19 protein-coding genes are annotated in these 19,304 nt (G+C 37.9%); 1 reads left to right on the forward strand and 18 read right to left on the reverse strand.

Annotated elements, in window-relative coordinates; genetic code table 11:
* Window positions 1-2: 2 nt before the first annotated feature.
* The 18 genes from BLT95_RS04845 to BLT95_RS04930 all read right to left on the reverse strand — a co-directional run bounded on the left by BLT95_RS04845 (window position 3) and on the right by BLT95_RS04930 (window position 17,562).
* A complete protein-coding gene (locus BLT95_RS04845; protein WP_089665005.1) occupies window positions 3-560 on the reverse strand; it encodes a YeeE/YedE thiosulfate transporter family protein in 558 nt (185 codons plus the stop codon).
* A gap of 64 nt (window positions 561-624) precedes the next feature.
* Window positions 625-1,527 carry an NAD(P)-dependent oxidoreductase gene (locus tag BLT95_RS04850; RefSeq protein ID WP_089666849.1) on the reverse strand — a complete coding sequence of 301 codons (903 nt, stop codon included), beginning with the start codon at window positions 1,525-1,527 and terminating at the stop codon, window positions 625-627.
* A gap of 93 nt (window positions 1,528-1,620) precedes the next feature.
* Entirely contained in the window at window positions 1,621-3,162 is a 1,542-nt protein-coding gene (locus tag BLT95_RS04855; RefSeq protein ID WP_089665006.1) for an acyl-CoA carboxylase subunit beta, read from the reverse strand.
* A 16-nt stretch (window positions 3,163-3,178) separates the two neighbouring features.
* A complete protein-coding gene (accC, locus tag BLT95_RS04860; protein ID WP_089665007.1) occupies window positions 3,179-4,621 on the reverse strand; it encodes an acetyl-CoA carboxylase biotin carboxylase subunit in 1,443 nt (480 codons plus the stop codon).
* Between the two features lie 92 nt (window positions 4,622-4,713).
* Window positions 4,714-5,199, reverse strand: coding sequence for an acetyl-CoA carboxylase biotin carboxyl carrier protein subunit (locus BLT95_RS04865; protein WP_089665008.1), 486 nt, complete (start codon window positions 5,197-5,199; stop codon window positions 4,714-4,716).
* A gap of 215 nt (window positions 5,200-5,414) precedes the next feature.
* Window positions 5,415-6,752: an MBL fold metallo-hydrolase gene (locus BLT95_RS04870; RefSeq protein ID WP_089665009.1), complete on the reverse strand. Its 1,338-nt coding sequence runs from the start codon at window positions 6,750-6,752 to the stop codon at window positions 5,415-5,417.
* A 12-nt stretch (window positions 6,753-6,764) separates the two neighbouring features.
* A complete protein-coding gene (locus BLT95_RS04875) occupies window positions 6,765-7,661 on the reverse strand; it encodes a sterol desaturase family protein (protein ID WP_089665010.1) in 897 nt (298 codons plus the stop codon).
* A gap of 187 nt (window positions 7,662-7,848) precedes the next feature.
* Window positions 7,849-8,259, reverse strand: coding sequence for a hypothetical protein (locus BLT95_RS04880; protein ID WP_089665011.1), 411 nt, complete (start codon window positions 8,257-8,259; stop codon window positions 7,849-7,851).
* A gap of 154 nt (window positions 8,260-8,413) precedes the next feature.
* Window positions 8,414-9,103, reverse strand: a complete 690-nt coding sequence (locus tag BLT95_RS04885; protein ID WP_089665012.1) for a nitroreductase family protein — start codon at window positions 9,101-9,103, stop codon at window positions 8,414-8,416.
* 136 nt (window positions 9,104-9,239) lie between these two features.
* Complete coding sequence (locus BLT95_RS04890; protein ID WP_089665013.1) at window positions 9,240-10,649, reverse strand: coniferyl aldehyde dehydrogenase; 1,410 nt, start codon at window positions 10,647-10,649, stop codon at window positions 9,240-9,242.
* Window positions 10,650-10,671: 22 nt separating this feature from the next.
* Complete coding sequence (locus BLT95_RS04895) at window positions 10,672-11,286, reverse strand: class I SAM-dependent methyltransferase (protein WP_089665014.1); 615 nt, start codon at window positions 11,284-11,286, stop codon at window positions 10,672-10,674.
* Window positions 11,287-11,549: 263 nt separating this feature from the next.
* The gene (locus tag BLT95_RS04900) at window positions 11,550-12,035 is read right to left on the reverse strand and encodes a DUF2231 domain-containing protein (RefSeq protein WP_089665015.1); all 486 of its coding nucleotides are present in this window, start codon (window positions 12,033-12,035) and stop codon (window positions 11,550-11,552) included.
* A 2-nt stretch (window positions 12,036-12,037) separates the two neighbouring features.
* Window positions 12,038-12,352, reverse strand: coding sequence for a hypothetical protein (locus BLT95_RS04905; RefSeq protein WP_089665016.1), 315 nt, complete (start codon window positions 12,350-12,352; stop codon window positions 12,038-12,040).
* A 101-nt stretch (window positions 12,353-12,453) separates the two neighbouring features.
* Window positions 12,454-13,494 (reverse strand): cytochrome d ubiquinol oxidase subunit II, encoded by a 1,041-nt coding sequence (locus tag BLT95_RS04910; RefSeq protein ID WP_231896414.1) that lies wholly within the window; start codon window positions 13,492-13,494, stop codon window positions 12,454-12,456.
* On the reverse strand, window positions 13,491-14,795 hold the full coding sequence (locus tag BLT95_RS04915; RefSeq protein ID WP_089665017.1) for a cytochrome ubiquinol oxidase subunit I: 1,305 nt from the start codon (window positions 14,793-14,795) through the stop codon (window positions 13,491-13,493). Before BLT95_RS04915 ends, BLT95_RS04910 begins: the two co-directional genes overlap by 4 nt.
* A gap of 262 nt (window positions 14,796-15,057) precedes the next feature.
* Window positions 15,058-15,651 carry a GrpB family protein gene (locus BLT95_RS04920; RefSeq protein ID WP_089665018.1) on the reverse strand — a complete coding sequence of 198 codons (594 nt, stop codon included), beginning with the start codon at window positions 15,649-15,651 and terminating at the stop codon, window positions 15,058-15,060.
* Between the two features lie 405 nt (window positions 15,652-16,056).
* A complete protein-coding gene (locus tag BLT95_RS04925; protein ID WP_089665019.1) occupies window positions 16,057-16,857 on the reverse strand; it encodes a sulfite exporter TauE/SafE family protein in 801 nt (266 codons plus the stop codon).
* 72 nt (window positions 16,858-16,929) lie between these two features.
* Window positions 16,930-17,562, reverse strand: coding sequence for a Crp/Fnr family transcriptional regulator (locus BLT95_RS04930; RefSeq protein WP_089665020.1), 633 nt, complete (start codon window positions 17,560-17,562; stop codon window positions 16,930-16,932).
* 207 nt (window positions 17,563-17,769) lie between these two features.
* Between BLT95_RS04930 and BLT95_RS04935 the strand changes: the two genes are divergently transcribed.
* The gene (locus BLT95_RS04935; RefSeq protein ID WP_089665021.1) at window positions 17,770-19,152 is read left to right on the forward strand and encodes an NAD-dependent succinate-semialdehyde dehydrogenase; all 1,383 of its coding nucleotides are present in this window, start codon (window positions 17,770-17,772) and stop codon (window positions 19,150-19,152) included.
* Window positions 19,153-19,304: the final 152 nt, after the last annotated feature.

Genomic DNA, 19,304 nt, shown 5'->3' on the forward strand with positions numbered 1-19,304 from the left:
TTCTAAAATATTAATGGAAAGATTAAATGGATCATTACTAAACCACCAATAAAAAATCCAATAACCGCGATTAAAGACGGTATTTGTAAATTACTTAAACCGGAAATTGCATGCCCGGAGGTACAACCTCCTGCCCATCTAGCTCCAAAGCCGAGTAGGAGTCCGCCAATAATGAGGATAGTTAAGGCCTTCCAATCTGTTAATGCTTCCAGACTGTATAATTCATCGGGAAGATATGCTTTACCAGCGCTTTCAAAGCCAAGACCTTGCAGGGTGGAAACTGTTTCAGGATTTATAGCTACTGCTGCATCTGGAGTTAAAAAATTCATGGCAATAAATCCTCCAATCGCTGCCCCAACAATAACAATTAAATTCCATTTCTGAGCCCGCCAGTCAAAATCGAAAAAACTAGCCTTTTCATCTGCTCCACACATGGTGCAAATAGTTCTCAAATTTGAAGACATCCCGAATTGCTTTCCCATAAAAATGAGAAGGAACATTATTAAGGCGATCAAAGGTCCTGCAACGTACCAGGGCCATGGCTGTAAGATTAAATCCATATTTTCTAATTAAGCTGCAAAGTAAAGGTAAGAAGAATCGTATAACAGTAACAAAAGTTACATTCTATGCAGAAGTGACAAAATCCCGGATATTCTGAACTACTTTTTCAGAAAGCCTTTCCAGGGTTTTCGTAGACCAGCCTGCACTGGTTCCATGAGTGATCATATTCTCAATTTCCAGTATTTCTGAAGAAAGTTCCTTCTTCCCATCTCCATCAAAAATGGCAAAATTATCTCCATCTTTCATCCATTTCTGAAAAGCTTTTTCAGAAAAAGGCAAACCCAAAGAAGTGTTTATCAGGATTTTTCCGTTTCCTGTTTTATTGAAAAGCTCCTCCCCTATAAGTTCTGTATTTTTTGGGAGATGAAACGATATTACCTCGCATTTGATCATCAATTCCTCAAGCTCAAGATAGGTTACACCTTTATGCTCATATTGCTGTTTTCTCGTTCTGCTGAAATAATAAAGATCGGCTCCGAAAGGTATAAGACAGTCGGCAAGTAATTGCCCGGTAACTCCCAGACCCACGATCCCGATCTTCAAGTCCGTAAGTTCGCAGGGCATTTGTTTCCATTGATGCTTTTTATAACCATTTAATAATTGGATAAGTTCAGAAATAATAAACTCTGCTACCCCGGGATCTCCATAGTCCCTTATTCCTTTCACCGCAATTCCTTTATCTCTGGCAAATTTCACGGCTACATTGGCCGATTCATCATCATATAAACTACAGGCCATCCCGATATATTTCAGGTTTGGGCAGGCTTCGATAATATCTTCATTCAATTCAGTATGCCATGAAACGATCACTGCTTCCGCATCACCAATTCGTTCTATAATTTCATCTTTAGACTCAGGATAATCTGTATGTACCTCAACTTCATCTTTGCTCAGCTTCTGCAATTCAGTTATGGCATGATCATTTAGCTTCGTGTGATCTACACAGACTATTTTATTGAATTTCATGATACAATTTAAATGGAAAAGATGCTGAAATAAATTCAGCATAACGTATTAATAAGATTAAAAAAGGCCGGAATACATTCCGGCCTTTCAATTTTATAACGGGATATTTCCGTGTTTTCTATTAGGTCGCAGAACATGCTTGTTTTCCAGTGCGCTAAAAGCTCTAATTAATTTTCTTCGAGTATCTTTCGGCATGATCACCTCATCAATAAAACCACGTTGTGCAGCTTCAAATGGAGTGGCAAACTTTTCAGCATACTCAGCTTCTCTCTCGGCTAATTTCTTTTCCGGGTCCTCAGATTGAGCGATTTCCTTTCTAAAAATAATTTCAGAAGCTCCCTTCGCTCCCATTACAGCAATCTCTGCCGTTGGCCAGGCAAAGTTGAAGTCGGCTCCAATATGCTTGGAATTCATTACATCATAGGCACCACCATAAGCTTTCCTGGTAATAACAGTAACCTTTGGCACCGTTGCTTCGCTAAGTGCGTAAAGCAACTTAGCACCATGTAAAATGATCCCGTTCCATTCCTGATCTGTCCCTGGAAGGAAGCCCGGAACATCTACCAGCACTAAAAGCGGAATATTAAAACAATCACAGAACCTGGTAAATCTTGCCGCTTTTTTAGAAGAATCTACATCCAGCACTCCGGCAAGGCTCATCGGTTGGTTAGCGATTACCCCAACGCTTCTTCCTCCAATTCTGGAAAAACCTACGATAATATTATCTGCATAATTCTTATGAACTTCAAAAAAAGAATCATCATCTATAATCCCTTTGATCACCTCATGCATATCATAAGGCTTGTTAGAACTATCCGGAACGATATTCTCCAGTACCTCTCTGTGTTCATCTCCCAACTCAAAATCCAGTTTTTCAGGTGGCGTTTGATTATTTTGAGGCATATAGCTTATTAACTGCTTAATATTCTCTAAACAGATAATATCGTTGGCTGCTGTAAAATGAGTCACCCCAGATTTAGTGGAATGCGTACTCGCTCCACCCAATTCTTCTGAAGTAACATTTTCATTAGTAACTGTTTTTACCACGTTTGGTCCAGTTACGAACATATAAGAAGTATCCTCCACCATTAAGGTGAAATCTGTCATCGCAGGAGAATACACGGCACCACCGGCACAAGGCCCCATAATTGCCGAAATTTGGGGAATTACCCCCGAAGCTTTTACATTTCTATGAAAGATATCTGCATATCCTCCAAGAGATTTTACACCTTCCTGAATACGTGCACCACCAGAATCATTTAGACCAATCATTGGGGCACCAACCTTTACGGCCATATCCATTACTTTACAGATCTTTTCAGCATGAGTTTCTGAAAGTGACCCTCCAAAAACCGTGAAATCCTGAGCAAAAACATAGACCAAGCGACCATGGATGGTTCCGTAGCCGGTAATCACTCCGTCCCCATAGAATTTTTGCTTCTCCATCCCAAAATCTGTGGTACGGTGTGTTACTAAAATTCCTATTTCTTCAAATGAATTCTCATCCAGTAAATATTCCACTCGTTCCCGAGCAGTCAATTTTTTCTTTTCGTGCTGTTTAGTTATTCGTTTTTCACCTCCACCTTTATGGGCTTCAGCGATCTTTTCTTTTAACTTATCGAGGTTCTGACTCATCTCTAAATTCTCAATTTTAGTTGTGTGGTAATCTTAGTTGCTCCTTATCTATCATATACTGCTTCAACGCCATAAGAGCAGCTAGTTTTGCTTCTTCTTCGGTTTCATCTTTCAAAGCTTCCGGAGAATAATATTTTTTTACAAAGTGTGTATCAAAATTCCCGCTTCTGAAGGCTTCATGCTGAAAGACAAATTTCCCAAAAGGCAAAGTAGTGCTCACCCCTTCAACAATATAATGATCTATAGCCTTGATCATCATCTGTATCGCTTCTTCCCTGGTTTTTCCGTAAGTGATTAGTTTCGCTAACATAGGATCATAATAGATAGGCACTTCCATACCTTCTTCAAATCCGTTATCCAGTCTTATTCCTTCACCTACCGGCACTGCATATTTCTCCAGCGTACCCGTACTTGGCATAAAATCTTCTAATGGATCTTCAGCATATACCCGAAGTTCCATCGCGTGACCTTTAATCTTCAAATCATCCTGAGAAAACTGAAGCTTTTCCCCTCTCGCTACCAATATTTGTTGTTCTACAAGATCCACTCCGGTTATATATTCGGTTACCGGATGTTCCACCTGTAGCCTGGTATTCATTTCCAGGAAATAGAAATTCCGGTTTTCGTCAAATAGAAATTCCACCGTTCCGGCACCAACATAGTCACAGGCTTTGGCGACTTTAACAGCAGCCTCACCCATTTCTTTTCTTAATGCCTCATCCAACACTACTGAAGGAGCTTCTTCAACTACCTTCTGATGTCTCCGCTGAATACTACATTCTCTTTCAAACAGATGTACATAGTTTCCGTGTGTATCAGCCAGTACCTGAATTTCAATATGTCGTGGTGAGGATACATATTTTTCAATAAAAACAGATCCGTCACCAAAGGCAGATTCAGCTTCACTAATCGCACGCTTCATCTGGTCTTCCAGCTCTTTCTCTTTTTCCACCACACGCATTCCTTTACCTCCACCACCGGCAGACGCTTTAATTAAAATAGGAAAACCTATATCTCTGGCAATTTTCTTAGCTTTTTCAGTATCGGTGATCGCTTCATCAATTCCCGGCACCATGGGGATGTCATAAGCTTTTACCGCATCTTTAGCAGCAAGCTTACTTCCCATCACTTTTATGGCTTTTGACCCGGGACCAATCCAGGTGATGCCATTTTTTTCGACTGACTCTGCAAAAGAAGCATTCTCACTCAGGAATCCGTAACCCGGATGAATCCCATCTACGTTTAATTTTTTCGCTACTTCTATAATTTTATCGCCTTTCAGGTAAGATTCGCTGGAAGGTGCCTCTCCAATGCAAACTGCTTCATCTGCAAACTTTACATGGGGTGCGTTTCTATCTGCCGTAGAGTATACCGCTACTGTATCTATTCCCATACGCTTTACGGTCTTCATCACTCTCAAAGCGATCTCTCCCCTGTTGGCTACTAATATTTTTTTCATATTCAAATTTTAATAAGACCTCTTGACTTCGCTCGAGGTGATTTCTCATTAATTTGTAGTTTTAATTTCTCAGAATTAAACAATAATTCCTATTACTCCATTTCTATCAATAACTGGTTCTTCTCTACAGTATCGCTCTTGCTAACGGTAACAGATTTCACCACTCCGTCGCGTGGAGCTGTTAAGGTATTCTCCATTTTCATGGCTTCTAGTACCAGTAGATAATCCCCTTCTTTTACCTCATCTCCTTCCTTAACATTCACTTCCAGAATGAGACCCGGCATAGGAGCTTTAATATCGTTGACCTGTTGAGAAGTCCCCAAAGAAAGACCCATCTCTTCTATCAACTGGTCCAGATCATTATTGATCTTTACCGAATAAATATTCGAATTGATCTTGATCTTATATATCCTGTTTAGAAAATCAGACTTAAAGACCTCTGCAGTGTAAGAGCGGTTATCTTTTAATAGATGATAACGTTTATCAGAAGTTTTTTGAGTATCCAGTGCTCTGATCTCTTCTTCTGAAAACTCAAAATCCAGAGTATCGTTCACCTTTACTTTGTAATTTTTATCCATAAATAGCTTTATGTGTGGTTATTTTTGAACGTGGAGCGTAAATATAGAAAATTTAAGATGGTCAAAGTGTTGAAGAATTCTCAAAATATTAGAATTTCATTGTTAAACTCGTAATTTATGAGATTGTGTCATTTCTCTCACGATGACACCGCTTGCAATAAAAAACCCGGAACAGTATTCCGGGTTTTTTAAAAATAAATTTTGTGTCGACTAGCTTATTTAAAATCCTTTATAGCCTCACTAAGATCATAAACCTTGGTATTCTCAAATTTCATATCCAGGATACTACTTCCTGCTGCAGATCTATAACCTCCGGCGCAATGTACTATTACCGGCTTATGTGATGGTATTTCAGTGGAATTCTCTCTTAGTTCGTGAAGCGGAACGGCAACGGCACCTTCAAAGATCTTTCCATCTGCTACTTCACTATCATTACGTATGTCTACAATCGTATAGTTCTCCTTGTTATTTTTAAAATATTCCAGATCAAGTTGCTCCGTCTTTCCGTTGAGTTTACTTCCTAAAGTGATCACCGCCTTTACCTGTTTTTCATAGCCGATCTTTGCCGTTCTCTCCAGCATTTCTTCCAAATTATCAACGGAATCGATCACAAGGTAAAATTCTTCCTCGGGCTGAATGATAGCGCCCAGCCAGGTTTCATATTTATCCTTTTCAGAACGGGCCATGATATTAATGCTATTTGGAAGATGCGCTTTTTTAAAGCTTTCCTCATCACGAGTATCTACGATCGTTACACCCTTCTTAACTTCCTCTACTCTAAGTCTTAACTTATTAGCCCATTTGGTGCGCTGTACGTTTTCCGGTCCGGTTTTATTGATATCTACATTAAATCCGAAATAATGCGGAATAAATGGTTGATCTTTAAGTATCTCTTCTACAAACTCATCTTCCGTCTGTTCTTTAAACGCCCAATTCCCCTGACGTTCATTTCCCAAAGTACTGGAAGATGCATCGCTCATGTTCTTTCCGCATAACGAACCCGCACCGTGTGCTGGATATACAAGCGCATCATCTGGCAAGTCTGTAAATTTATTCTGAATAGTGTGATACATTTGCTTGGCCAGGTCTACTCTTTTAGCTTTCATATTCCCAGCTTTCTCACGCAGGTCAGGTCTTCCAACATTCCCGATAAAAAGTGTATCTCCGGTAAATAATGCTGTTTTATCGTCTTCTTTGGCTACAATAGTAATACTGTCTGGAGAGTGTCCTGGAGTATTAATCGCACTAAAAATGATATCCCCCATCTCCAGGGTATCGCCATCATCAAAAGTTTTATGAGGATAATCTGCTCCCACCTTTTCGCTAGCATAAATAATCGCTCCAGCTTCTTCGTGTATTTGCAAATGACTACTCACAAAATCTGCATGTGGATGCGTCTCAAAAACCGCTACAATTTTCGCGTTCTGCTCTTCCGCGTACCTATAATATTCCATAGGATTTCTGGAAGGATCTACAAGTGCCATTTCACCATTACTAACTATAGCATAGGAAAAATGCGCCAGTGGACTATCTTTAAGTTGTTTTATGGTCATTTTAATTGATTTTTATGATTGTTTTGGTTTTACTTTATCACTTCTTTTGAAAGGAAACAGCGTTTGATTTCCAAAGCCTTCAGGAAAATTTTCATCTCCGCTGAAACCTAATGTTATTTTCTTCCCACTTTTCGGAACATACGCAGTTCCGAAGAGATAATCCCAGATACTCAGGCTAAGCCCGTAATTCATACCGTAAGGTCGATCATCTGGTAATTCTTTAGAATGATGCCAGATATGCATTTTAGGATTATTTAAAATATAGCCCAGGGGGCCGTAGTTCCATCCCAGGTTCGCATGGTTTAAATGTCCTACAAAGACGGCGAACATATGCACTACAAAGAATTCTTTTATTCCGAAGCCTATCATCGCTAATGGAATATATTGTACCGTTTTATATATTATTGTTTCCATAAAATGAAATCGAAATTGGGCGGCGAAACCCATTTCTTTCACACTATGATGTACTTTATGAAACTCCCAAAGCCATGGTCTTTTGTGTAATTGTCTGTGCACGTTCCACTGAATAAAATCTGCGATCACGAACATTATGAGTAATTGAACCCATGCCGGTAGATTATCAATCTCAATGGCTACTATATTATCTATTCCGAAAATTGAAAGGAAATCATTGAACAACTCTACCGCAACATTGCTTAACGCATTGTAAACAATAAGGGAGAAAAGGAAAAAATTAAAAAGTATATAAAAGCTATCCAGCCAGAAACCTTTTCGAAAGATCTTCTGATCCTTTCTCCATGGCAGGATTATTTCAAAGAGCCAGACTAATAGTGACAATCCAATTAACCAATAGAAATAACTAGTCCATGAAGGATTTGTAATTTCATTAATCAGGTAATTAAAGTAACCGGAAAATGAATTCTCGATGATGTATATATACTTTTCCAAGTTTTTCAAATTCTTTAGCAAAAATATAAATATCGAGTAGTTAAGGAAGTAACTTTTGTTACACTTATTTATAAAAGCATCAACAGATTTAAATTAAATGAAATTTTAAAGGTGGAAAACAAATATAAGTTAAAAGTGAACCTGGGCTAATGATCACGAAATATAAGGTGATTTCGTAAAACTACCTTTATACCTCCTTCAACCTTAAATATTGATTGTGCCCAATGCTCATAAAGTAAAGCATATACCCAAAGAAAAACATGAGAAGTGTAGCCAGAAAAAGGCTGTTATGATCATATTTAAAATAAACCCCAAAATAGAATAAGCCGGTAACAATCGCCAATGGTAATAGATATTTAGAAAAAATAAATCCATTTATTTCAATGCGCTTAATCTCGTCCTTGGCTATTTCAATGTTTAACGGTTCACTCCCACACCAATCTATTTTTGCTGTTAATTGATATTTGCCTTCGGGAATTTCAAAAGACAATACCTGTTTATCTTTAATTTCAGAAAATTTCACCCCATTTAAAAAGAGTTCAAAAGACCTCATTCTATTGGCCCATTCAGAATTTCTTCTAATAATTAGTTTTGGCATTTGTAATTCTATAACTCACTCTGTAACAATTGTTACAGAGACCAATTCATCTTTAAATTATATTGCAGCAATTAAACTGGTTAGGTTTTTTTGCCTCAAATGCGGTTTTTCATAATGAATCAAACGTCGATTCTCCCTACTGAGATCGACGTTTTTATCTATAAAAATCACAAATATCACAATTCTTTTTTCTGTGAATATCTGGCACCAGGGCATCTTCCAAAGCATAACCTACCGGAAGCAAAAGATAAGCTCTTTCATTTTTTGGACGTTCCAGTAAACTGGCCAGAAAATTCATCGGGCTGGGTGTATGGGTTAGAGTAACCAGACCCGCGTTGTGAATAGCGGAAATCAACATTCCGCAAGCAATACCTACCGACTCATTCACATAATAGTTATTGTGCTTATTTCCTTCTTCATCAAATTCATAGACCTCTTTAAAAACAATGATCAAATATGGAGCTATTTCAAGAAACTCTTTATTATTATCGGTTCCCAGAGGTGCAAGATCCCTAAGCCAGCGTTCACTCATACGGCTGCTATAGTTTTCTTTCTCTTCTTTTTCTGCCGCTTCCCTGATCTTTGATTTCAATAGGACATTGGATACAACACAAAATTTCCAGGGCTGTTTATGAGCACCAGATGGTGCGGTCCCGGCTGTTCTTACGATATTTTCTATCACTTCTTGCGGAACTTCCTTATTTGAAAAATGCCTTACAGAGCGTCTTTTATCGAGAAAATGATAAAACTCATTACTTCTTTCGATCATTTCTCCTGCTGAATAACTTTCAGCTTTATAGGGAATATGCCTGAAACCGTTGATCATTTTTTCTTTAGCGACCATATTGAGTTCAATTTTATATACTGTGATAAACTTTACATCCAGATGCTTTTATTGTCCTTTCGACTGTGCTAAGGAAGACAAAAGCATTTTTTAGATCTTCGAAACAATGAATAAATTAATCTAATCATTTAAGAATTCAAACCTTAGTGATTCTTCCTATAATATTAATAAGCTTTTTCTTAAAACCTGTAAAAGGTGGATGCAGAAAATCTGAAGCTGCAAACCTTTTCTGATGCATTACCGCTCGTTTTTTTGAAAAGGTCCTGAATCCGTCGAAACCATGGTAATGCCCCATTCCACTTGCTCCTACCCCACCAAATGGCAAGTTATGCTGGGCAAGATGGTAGATCGTATCATTTATGGTAACTCCCCCAGACAACGTATTTCTAAGCAGCCAGTCAATCCGTTTTTTCTTTTCATCAAAATAATAAAGTGCCAATGGCTTCGGATTATCGTTTACAAAATCTACAGCATCATTAATGGTATTAAGATTAAGAACAGGTAATATTGGACCAAAAATCTCATCCTGCATCAATTTCATTTCTGGTGTTACCCCGAATACAAGTTTTGGCGTCATCAATTTTTTATCTGCTACAGATTTCTGGAAACTTACCTCAACAATTCTGGCTCCTTGATCTTCAGCATCTATCAGAAGATCATTAAGCCTGTCAAAATGATCTGAATTAATGATCTGGCTGTATTGTTCATTTTCAGTAATATTAGGATAGAATTTTGCCACACTGTTCTTAACTTCCTCTTCAAATTCAGCATTCAAAGAAGAAGGCATAATCACATAATCTGGCGCCACACAAGTTTGGCCGCAATTAAATAACTTACCTGCCATGATTCGTTTTGCTGCCAGTTTAACCGGATAACATTCATGAATGATCGCAGGCGATTTTCCTCCAAGCTCCAGGGTTACCGGTGTAAGGTTTGGAGCGGCTGCAGCCATGATCTTTTTACCAATTCTGGTGGAACCGGTAAAGAAAAGATGGTCGAAAGGCATAGAAGAAAACTCCCTGGCAATCTCTGCATCTCCGGTAATACAATGAATATAATCTTCGGAAAAATTAGAATTGACGATCTCTTTAATCACTTCTGCAGAAGCAGGAGCCATTTCAGAAGGTTTTATAATAGCGTGATTCCCGGCTGCGATTGCATCTACCAACGGACTTAAACTAAGCAAGACCTGGTAGTTCCAGGCGCCCATTATTCCAACGGAACCAAGTGGCTGAAATTGATAATAAGCGGAACTTGGCAACAAAAACCATGCTCCCTGCACATACCTCCTTTTTGCCCAGTTGCGTAAATTCTTCATGGCATGTCTAATTTCATCCTGTAAAGGGAAAATTTCAAGAAATAAGGTTTCTTCCCTGGCACGCAAACCAAAGTCTGTATATACTGCTTCAATAAGTTCTTCCTGATGCTGTTTTACGATATCTGATAGCTTTTTTAAGCTATCCAAGCGTTTCTCAATATCGGGAGGATTGCGTTTAAATGCTGCTTTCTGCTGGTTTAATAAAGTCTCTAATTGAGGATTACTCATAATAAGAAGAATTATTTATCGCCTATTTTCTTCGGAACAATCCAAATGTGAAATTCTGAATGGCATTCCAGGGTGTTTTATGATCCAGATTTTCTAAACGGACTATTTCAAAGTCCTTCTCAAAAAGATCCTGCATTTTCTGGGATGAATATTTTCTTATTGTAATTCCACTGCATTTATCTGGCCCGTTTTCTGAAAAAGTACCAAGAATAAAATAGCCGCCAGACTTTAACGAAGTTTTCAATTTAGAGATATAGCTCTTCACCTGATCATCTTCCGTAAGAAAATGAAATGCCGCACGATCATGCCATACCTCAAAGTCTTTTTCAAAATTATATTTGGTCACATCACTAGTTATCCAGTTTACATCTTTTGCATTTTCTCCCAGTCTGTTTTTGGCTTTTTGAATTGAAGTTTCAGAAATATCAAGAACACTTATCTCCTCATATCCAAGTTCCAGCAAATGATCTACTAGAAAGCTATTTCCTCCACCAATATCTACGATTGGAGCCTTTTTAGAAAGTCCAAGAGATTGAATGATATTTAGAGAGGTTTCAGGTTTTTCCTGAAACCAGCTGGTATCTTTAAATTCCTTTTCTAAATATATCTGTTCCCAGTGGGATTTGAGATCTTTCATAATTATTCTATTTGTATGTAAAGGACTATTCGCTGAATAAAAACTATTTTTAAATTATTTGACTTCGTCAAGAATTCGATTTCAGCAACTTATTAAGTATTAAAGCACTATAATTAATCAGGAAACTGGTTCTAAATTATAGAAATGATCTTCTGATTTTATTTCAGAATCATCCAAGTACACCTTAGATCCTAAACCAGGATGACAAATAATGGATTCTGGAACAGCTTCGATAAAAAAGATGCTGTGAAAAATTACAAATATTAATTAAACTCCATACAGTCTGCTGAAGGGATGTTCACTCCTGCTGCCTGTTGATATACAAGCTCTGCTCCTAAATGCCCTACATACATCAATGTCCCTGTCCCGCCTAGCATGAGCAGCACTAAAATAATAGAAATCATTCTGGTTTTAATAATATCTATATACCTCATTAGTATTTCTAATAGTAGTGAGATGGTAAATATCCAGGCTGTTGTGTAAGCAAGATTTTCATGTTCTTTAAGAATGGTAGGATCGCATAGCTGTCTCGCTACGATCCCATCGGCAAGATCACCGGTATAAATGGAGATCCAAATACCAAATACTCCTAAAAGAAGTAATAGTCTACCGCCATGATCCCAGGTGATTTTTGAAGACCAAAGTGCAATAAGTTTAAAAAGTGTTGCCATGAGCAACAAGACAATTGGAAAATGAACGGACAGAGGATGAAACACCTCTGTCCGCCAAAAATCTGGTAATTGATCCATTTCTATTCCATTATTTTTACGGAAAGTGGATCCAGTCTTTTTCCGTTTTTCTCTACTTCAACTTCAACTTTCTGACCTTTTTCTAATTCTGAAAAATCTACTTCACTACCGTTTCTGGTAAGGCTGGTAGTTTCTGTAAAATAGAGCTCCAAGGTTTTATCGTCATCTGTAGATACGTAAATCTCCGTTTTCTCAGCTTCTACTTTTTTGATAGTCCCCTGATAAGTTCCAGATTCTACCACATCGGTACTTTCGCCGCAGGCAATAAATAGAATTAGTGTACTAAGAAAGAGTCCTTTTTTAATTAATGATTTCATTGTTTTAGATTTTAATTAGATTTCAATATTCAAAGTACCTAAAAAAACAGGCTTCCCAAAGACTCCAGGTACTTTTATATATATTTTAGCATAAATTCCCGTCACCAGTCCTTTTCAGAGGATCTTGTAGGTATTCTAATCATATTAAAAGACCTCATCAAGTGGAATAAACCAGGAAGAATAATGCCTCCTCCAATAATTAGAGAAATACCAAGTACTTTAATCACAGCAGGAGGCGCTATGCCTGCCAGCATATCTACTTCAGTATTTTGAGTGATAATAAGATTAGGAAAATGTGTGTTTACGGCAGCGAATATTACTAATAAAATCTGCATTCCGGCAAATATCCTGGTTAATATACTATGTTGTTTTTTTATAGATCGCCATAATGGAATTAGCATGAGTGCTGATAAAGCAATAGCTGAGAGCGATAAAGTATTCTGAAGAAAATCCATCACAAAAACCATCTCTGTAGAATAACCATATAATAAAACAACACCTCCAATGATCACAAGAACAACAGTGAATATTGCCGATTTTCGACTGTACATTTTTCTTATAGCTCCTGTAGTTTCACCAATAAGTAAGGTAGACGCCAGAAAGGCACATAGTGAGGCGTAAAATAAACCTGTTAGAAATGTAAAAATATTAAGCCAGGGTTTCATGAAAATTTCAGCAAAGGTAGTTTCTGAATAATCATCGGTAATAATAATTTCTCCACTAACCAGAGAGCCGAAAGACATTCCAAGAAAAATTGGTGTTATAAGGCTGGAAATCCTGAACATCCTGTTATACCAGTCCTGTGATTTATCTACCACCGCATCATAATGCCTGAAAATAAAAGCTACTCCGCGCATGGTGATCCCTAAAAGCACCAGTGTTAAAGGAATATGCAGGTAAATAATTATAATATTAAAATAATGCGGGAATGCGATCCACAGGATCACAATAAGAATGATAAGCCAGATGTGGTTCGCCTCCCAAACCGGCCCCATCACTTTATAAACCGTATCCCTGTTCAGTTTTTTATTTTCCCGGGACGAAAATAGTTCTACGATTCCAGCACCAAAATCGGCACCGCCAAGCAGCACATATAGAAACAGGGAGAAAAATGTGAAAAATAAAACTACATACAGCATCATTGATCTGTTGGGTTATTGAGTACTTTAATTTGTCTTTTCATCAGCCAGGTTACGGTAATTGCCAGCGTAATATAAACAGCTACATACAGGAAGAAACTGTATTTTAATCCAGGCATTGGAGTTACAGCTTCAGAAGTGCGCATAATATTATATACGATCCAAGGTTGTCTACCAACTTCGGTCACTACCCAACCGGCCTCTACAGCAATAAAACCTAACGGACTTAACAGGGCAAACAGCCACCAATACTTCCTATTGTTCATCCAGCTTTTTTTCTTCAGGCTAATAAAATAGACCAGAGCAGCGATCATCAGTAAGGTTCCAATACTCACCATCACCTGAAAAGCATAATGAACAATAGCTACCGGAGGCAAATTCTCTTCAGGAAAATCATTTAAACCCTTAACCTCTGCATCAAAATCCCCAAAAGCTAAAAAGGATAAAGCTTTAGGGATTTCAATTTTATGTGAAACTTCCTTTTTCTCTTCATCTACGATTCCACCAACATATAATGGCACTCCCTTTCCAGTTTCATAATGCGCTTCCATCGCGGCTAATTTAATAGGCTGCCGTTTCGCCACATCTTTTGCTGAAATGTCACCGCTAACTGGCTGAAGTAAAGCAGCAACAGCTCCGAAAAAAATGGCGATCTTGAAAGCTTCTTTATGAAGTTCGGGTCTCTTATTCCTAAGTATCTGAAAGGCATGGATTCCAGCTACCGCAAATCCGGTAGCAGCGAAAGCAGCCAGGGTCATATGCAGCGCCTGAGTAAACCAGGCATCGTTCAGGAATGCTTTTACAGGATCTATATTTACAAATTCTCCATTTATCACCTCAAAACCAGTTGGCGCGTTCATCCACGCATTTGCTGAAACCACCAGAATTCCAGACAGCACTCCGGAAATTCCAATGATGATCCCAGTGATCCAATGAAAGGTTTCAGGCAGTTTTTTCCAGCCATACAGGTAAAAACCAAGGGCGATCGCTTCTACAAAGAAGGCGGCTCCCTCCAGGGAAAAAGGCATTCCTATAACGGGACCGGCATGTTTCATAAACTCTGGCCAGAGCATTCCAAGTTCAAATGAAAGTGCCGTACCAGAAACCGCTCCGGTGACAAAAAAAATGGCCACCCCTCTTTGCCATGCCTTCGTAAGGTCCAGGTAAACGGGGTTACGGGTATTTAGCCACTTTCTATGGGAAACGACCATAAAGAAGGGCATCACCATACCAATACATGCAAAAATAATATGAAAGCCGAGGGTAAATGCCATTTGAAGTCTGGCAAAATCGAGGTTCTCCATTCAAAGAAGTTTTCTTTGGTAAATCTATAATTAAGCTAAGTGAATCAGCTATTCTTTCGGTGTATAAATTTAAGGAAAATTAGAACCTTCAGCGTTCTTCAGTAAAGATAATTTCAGGCTTTTCAGTATAAAAGAAAATTGATGGATGCAACGGTCTAGTATAACCGTCAGTTACGGGTTAAAATGCGTTAATTTTTGTTTTGGCACAGACGTTAGCAATTCCGAGTGGATTCGGACGTAGTCGAATCCGCCGTAATTGCGGTTATGCATTGTTGTGCGCTGGCTTTTTCTCGATGATATCTAACGTGTCATTTACAAAATCAGTTTTTCCAAGCACATACGAACCTCTATCGTTTTTAAATTTAGAGGCTAATTCAAGTTTTAAATTTTCGTATTCCTTCGCTCTTTTTTTATTTGCATTTAGATAGTCTCTAAAGTCAATTTGTTTCCACATCACATTGTCTTTTGGGCACATATGAATATGGAAAATCTGTTCTTTAGTCCCATCGACATTATATCCTTTTCCAAATGTTGAATATTCCGCTATATTTTCTCTTGCTGGAACTTTAAAATGGGAATATCCCAACTCCGTGAATTCCTCAATTAGTTTTTCGTCAAACAGCAATTCTTCGGTAATTTCAATCATTAAATCGATATAGGGTTTAGATTTTATTGTTGTGATTGAAGAGCTACCAAAATGTTCAATTCGCAATATTTTTTCTTTTCCGATTTTATTTAATATTCGGTTTTTTTCATTTTCGTAAATGTTTTTCCATTCGGGATTATGGTCGACCAATACGATTGGAAAAAGTCTGTTCCAATCTTCTTTGGTCAAATCATTTAGCATTTCTTTCATTGTATCTCGATTTTTTTCAGCTTGCGCACAACATCTGATAATGCCATTAATCTCTAAAAATACCCGGATAACTGAGCGGTATAACCATTCTAATTGGAGCTATAACCTAAACTATACGTAGCTCCAGATGCGGAGAAGGCTTTAGTTCGGTTGCATCGCACAAATAGGCGTGCACTTGTTTCCCCCCAAACCATAACTCCTGAAAAACATTGCTCAGAAATCCGGGTGAATATTTAAAAAGTATCTTCTTATATATTTATAAATAGTTGTTCCCTGAATTTTATTCAGAAAACTGAATTAATTAAATAAGGAGGCTGTATGGAAGTAATTTATTTTCAGTAAACATAAAAGTACACTAAATACCTGAATAACAGGGAATAATACTCTTAAAAAGATTCGGCTATCCTAAAAAAGTTCTTTCCAAATGATATAAATCGCCATAAGCAACACAAACCAACCAAAGCCTTTTTTCAGCTTTTTACCATTTATAAAATTATTCAGGTAAACGCCCAGCCAGATACCACCAATAGACAATCCTGTAAATATCATTAAAAACATCCAGTCTATCTTCATGTTTTCAACATCTCCAATAAAACCTATGAGCGATTTTACAGCAATAATTAACAACGAAGTCGCCACGGCTTTTTTCATTGGTAATTTTGCAAGTAAGACCAGTGCCGGTATAATTAGGAATCCGCCACCCGCACCTACTATTCCGGTAAGCAAACCAACTACCAATCCTTCAACAATAATGAGCGGGTAATTGTAAGAAACTTTTTCCTCCTTTAGATTTCTACCATTATCTTTCTCACGGATCATCGATATGGAAGCGATCAACATGATAATTGCAAAGAATAACATGATTCCAATATTCTTTGTGATATCAAGTCCAAAGACAGAAAATAGTTCTTCGGGGATCGCTGGCACTAAAAACTTCCTGGTGAGATAGACTGCGATGAATGCCGGTATTGCGAAAACAATGGCCGTTCTATAATCAATTAATTTTTTTGGCATGTTTCTAAGCGCTCCAACCAAAGAAGAAGTACCTACCACAAATAAAGAATAAGCTGTCGCCGTTACGGGATTGATCGCCATTAGATATACCAGAACCGGGACAGTAAGTATAGACCCCCCACCACCAATAAGCCCTAATACTACTCCTATTAACAATGCTCCAACATAACCCAGAATTTCCAGTATTTCCATTTTAAAATTTATTTAGGGCAAAAATATCCTGTAGGTTAAATAAGCACAGTAACAAGTGTTACATTGATGTTTTTAAAGATCCTTTACAATAATATGGTTACGTTGAAGCGATATTTTCCCATTCTTTTCCAATTTCTTTAGCAACCTGGAAACAACCACACGAGATGTGTGCAGATCGTAAGCGATTTCCTGATGTGTGCTTTGTATATTCTCATTTTGGTTTACTTTCACCTTATCGCGCAGATATCTCATGAGTCGCTCATCCATATTAAGGAATGCGATGGTATCTATAGTATCCAGCATTTCTGAAAGCCTGGTGTGGTATGATTCAAAGACAAAGTTTCGCCAGGATTTATACTTTGCAGTCCATTCTTCCATTTTGCTAATAGGTATCATGATAAACCTGGTATCGTTTTCGGCTACGGCCCTAATTTCACTTTTGGTTTGGCCCAAACAGCAGTTCAATGTCATGGCGCAAGTATCCCCACGTTCCAGGAAGTAAAGCAACAATTCATCTGCATCGCTATCTTCTCTAAGAATTTTAATAGCTCCATTTAATAGTAAGGGCATTCCCGTGACATAATCACCTATTTCAATAATCTTATCACCCGCAGCAGCATTTTTAATACTTCCACTCTCAGCGATCTCCTCTATTAGTTCTTTTTCAAAAAGAAAACCATAGGCTTCTTCCAGTTCAGTACGCATGGAATTTACTTTAGACACGTAAAATTAGGAAGAATAATCAAGAATAAAACCTAGCGGTGAGGTAGGCTATTCATTAAAAATGATAAGTTTAAAGTTTTCCTGATTTTATAAAAACTTTAATGATGATCGTATGATTTCGTAGTTTGTTTAACATGGTGTTATTACAGTAGCGCATTCATTCTATCTATCTTTATTCAAAAAAATATTATGAGCGAAGAAAAAATGTTGAAAACACTAAATCCGGTAAATGGTAAGACCATTAAAGAATATAAAATGATGACAGGAGACGAAATGAACACTGCTGTAAAATCATGCCATGAAGCTTTTCTTAAATGGAAAGCCAAACCAGTAGAAGATCGAGCAAAAATTATTTCCAATATCGGTAAGAAGTTAGCAGAACATAAGGATGAACTGGTAAAGCTCATGACGAATGAAATGGGTAAGCTTCTTAAACAAGGTGAGCAAGAAGTAGATCTATGTTCTGGAATCTGCGATTACACTGCAAAAAATGGTCCTAAGAGCTTAAAAGATGAAGAACGAGAATTACCCGAAGGCGGAAAAGGCTTTATTACCTACTCCCCTCTTGGTGTTATTTACGGAATACAACCCTGGAATTTTCCTTCTTACCAGGTAGTTCGTTATTCTATAGCCAACTTAATGGCAGGAAACGGCGTATTGTTAAAACATGCTGAAAGTGTTACGGGTACCGCGCTTCTTTTGGAGAAGATCTATCAGGAAGCCGGTTTACCCGAAAATCTTTTTAAGGTCTTACTCATCTCGCACGACCAGAGCGATGCTGTTATTGAAAACAAATTAGTACGAGGTGTAACTTTAACAGGAAGCCCTGATGCCGGAAAAATTATTGGTAAAAAAGCCGGGGAGAATCTCAAGAAAACAGTTCTGGAACTTGGAAGTAATGATGCTTATATCGTCCTGGAAGATGCTGATATTGACCTGGCCGTAAAAACATGTGTTCAGGGAAGATTATATAACAATGGTGAAACCTGCGTTGCGGCGAAAAGATTTATCGTGGTAGATAAGGTTTACGACAAATTCAAGGAAGGTTTTGTGGAGCAAATGTCCAATATAAAAGCTGGCGACCCCACAAAAGAAGACAGCGATATTGGACCTATGGCTCGAGAAGATCTTCGGGATGAATTACATGAACAGGTGGAAGAAAGCGTAAAAAAAGGAGCCGAAATTTTATGCGGTGGTAAAATGCCAGATGGTGAAGGGTTCTTTTATCCTGCAACCGTTCTGGGTAATCTTAAACCGGGAATGCCTGCTTATGATGATGAGCTTTTTGGCCCTGTAGCCTCGCTTATTAAAGCGAAAGATGCAGATGATGCCATGCAAATTGCCAATAGCAGTAGATTTGGACTTGGCGGCGGAATCTTCTCCAAAGATGAAAAGAAAGCAAGGGAGCTGGCGCAGAATCATTTTGATACCGGAATGGTCTTTATCAATTCTTTTGGACTGGCAAAACCAAATATGCCATTTGGAGGAGTAAAAGATTCTGGTTACGGAAGGGAACACGGTACCTTTGGGCTTCATGAATTTGTGAATGTAAAAGCGGTGATGTTAGCTTAAGATTTCAGATTATTTTATAAGAAGGTTGTTGAATATCTTTTTTAATGTGTTAAGGATCAGTTCACAGATTTAATAAGAAATCTGAAGAGGTAGATCAAAATCAGAAACACTAAAAAGATCTTCAGCAGCCTCTTTTATTTCCTACAGAAATC

This window comes from Gramella sp. MAR_2010_147 (assembly GCF_900105135.1).
GTDB lineage: Bacteria > Bacteroidota > Bacteroidia > Flavobacteriales > Flavobacteriaceae > Christiangramia.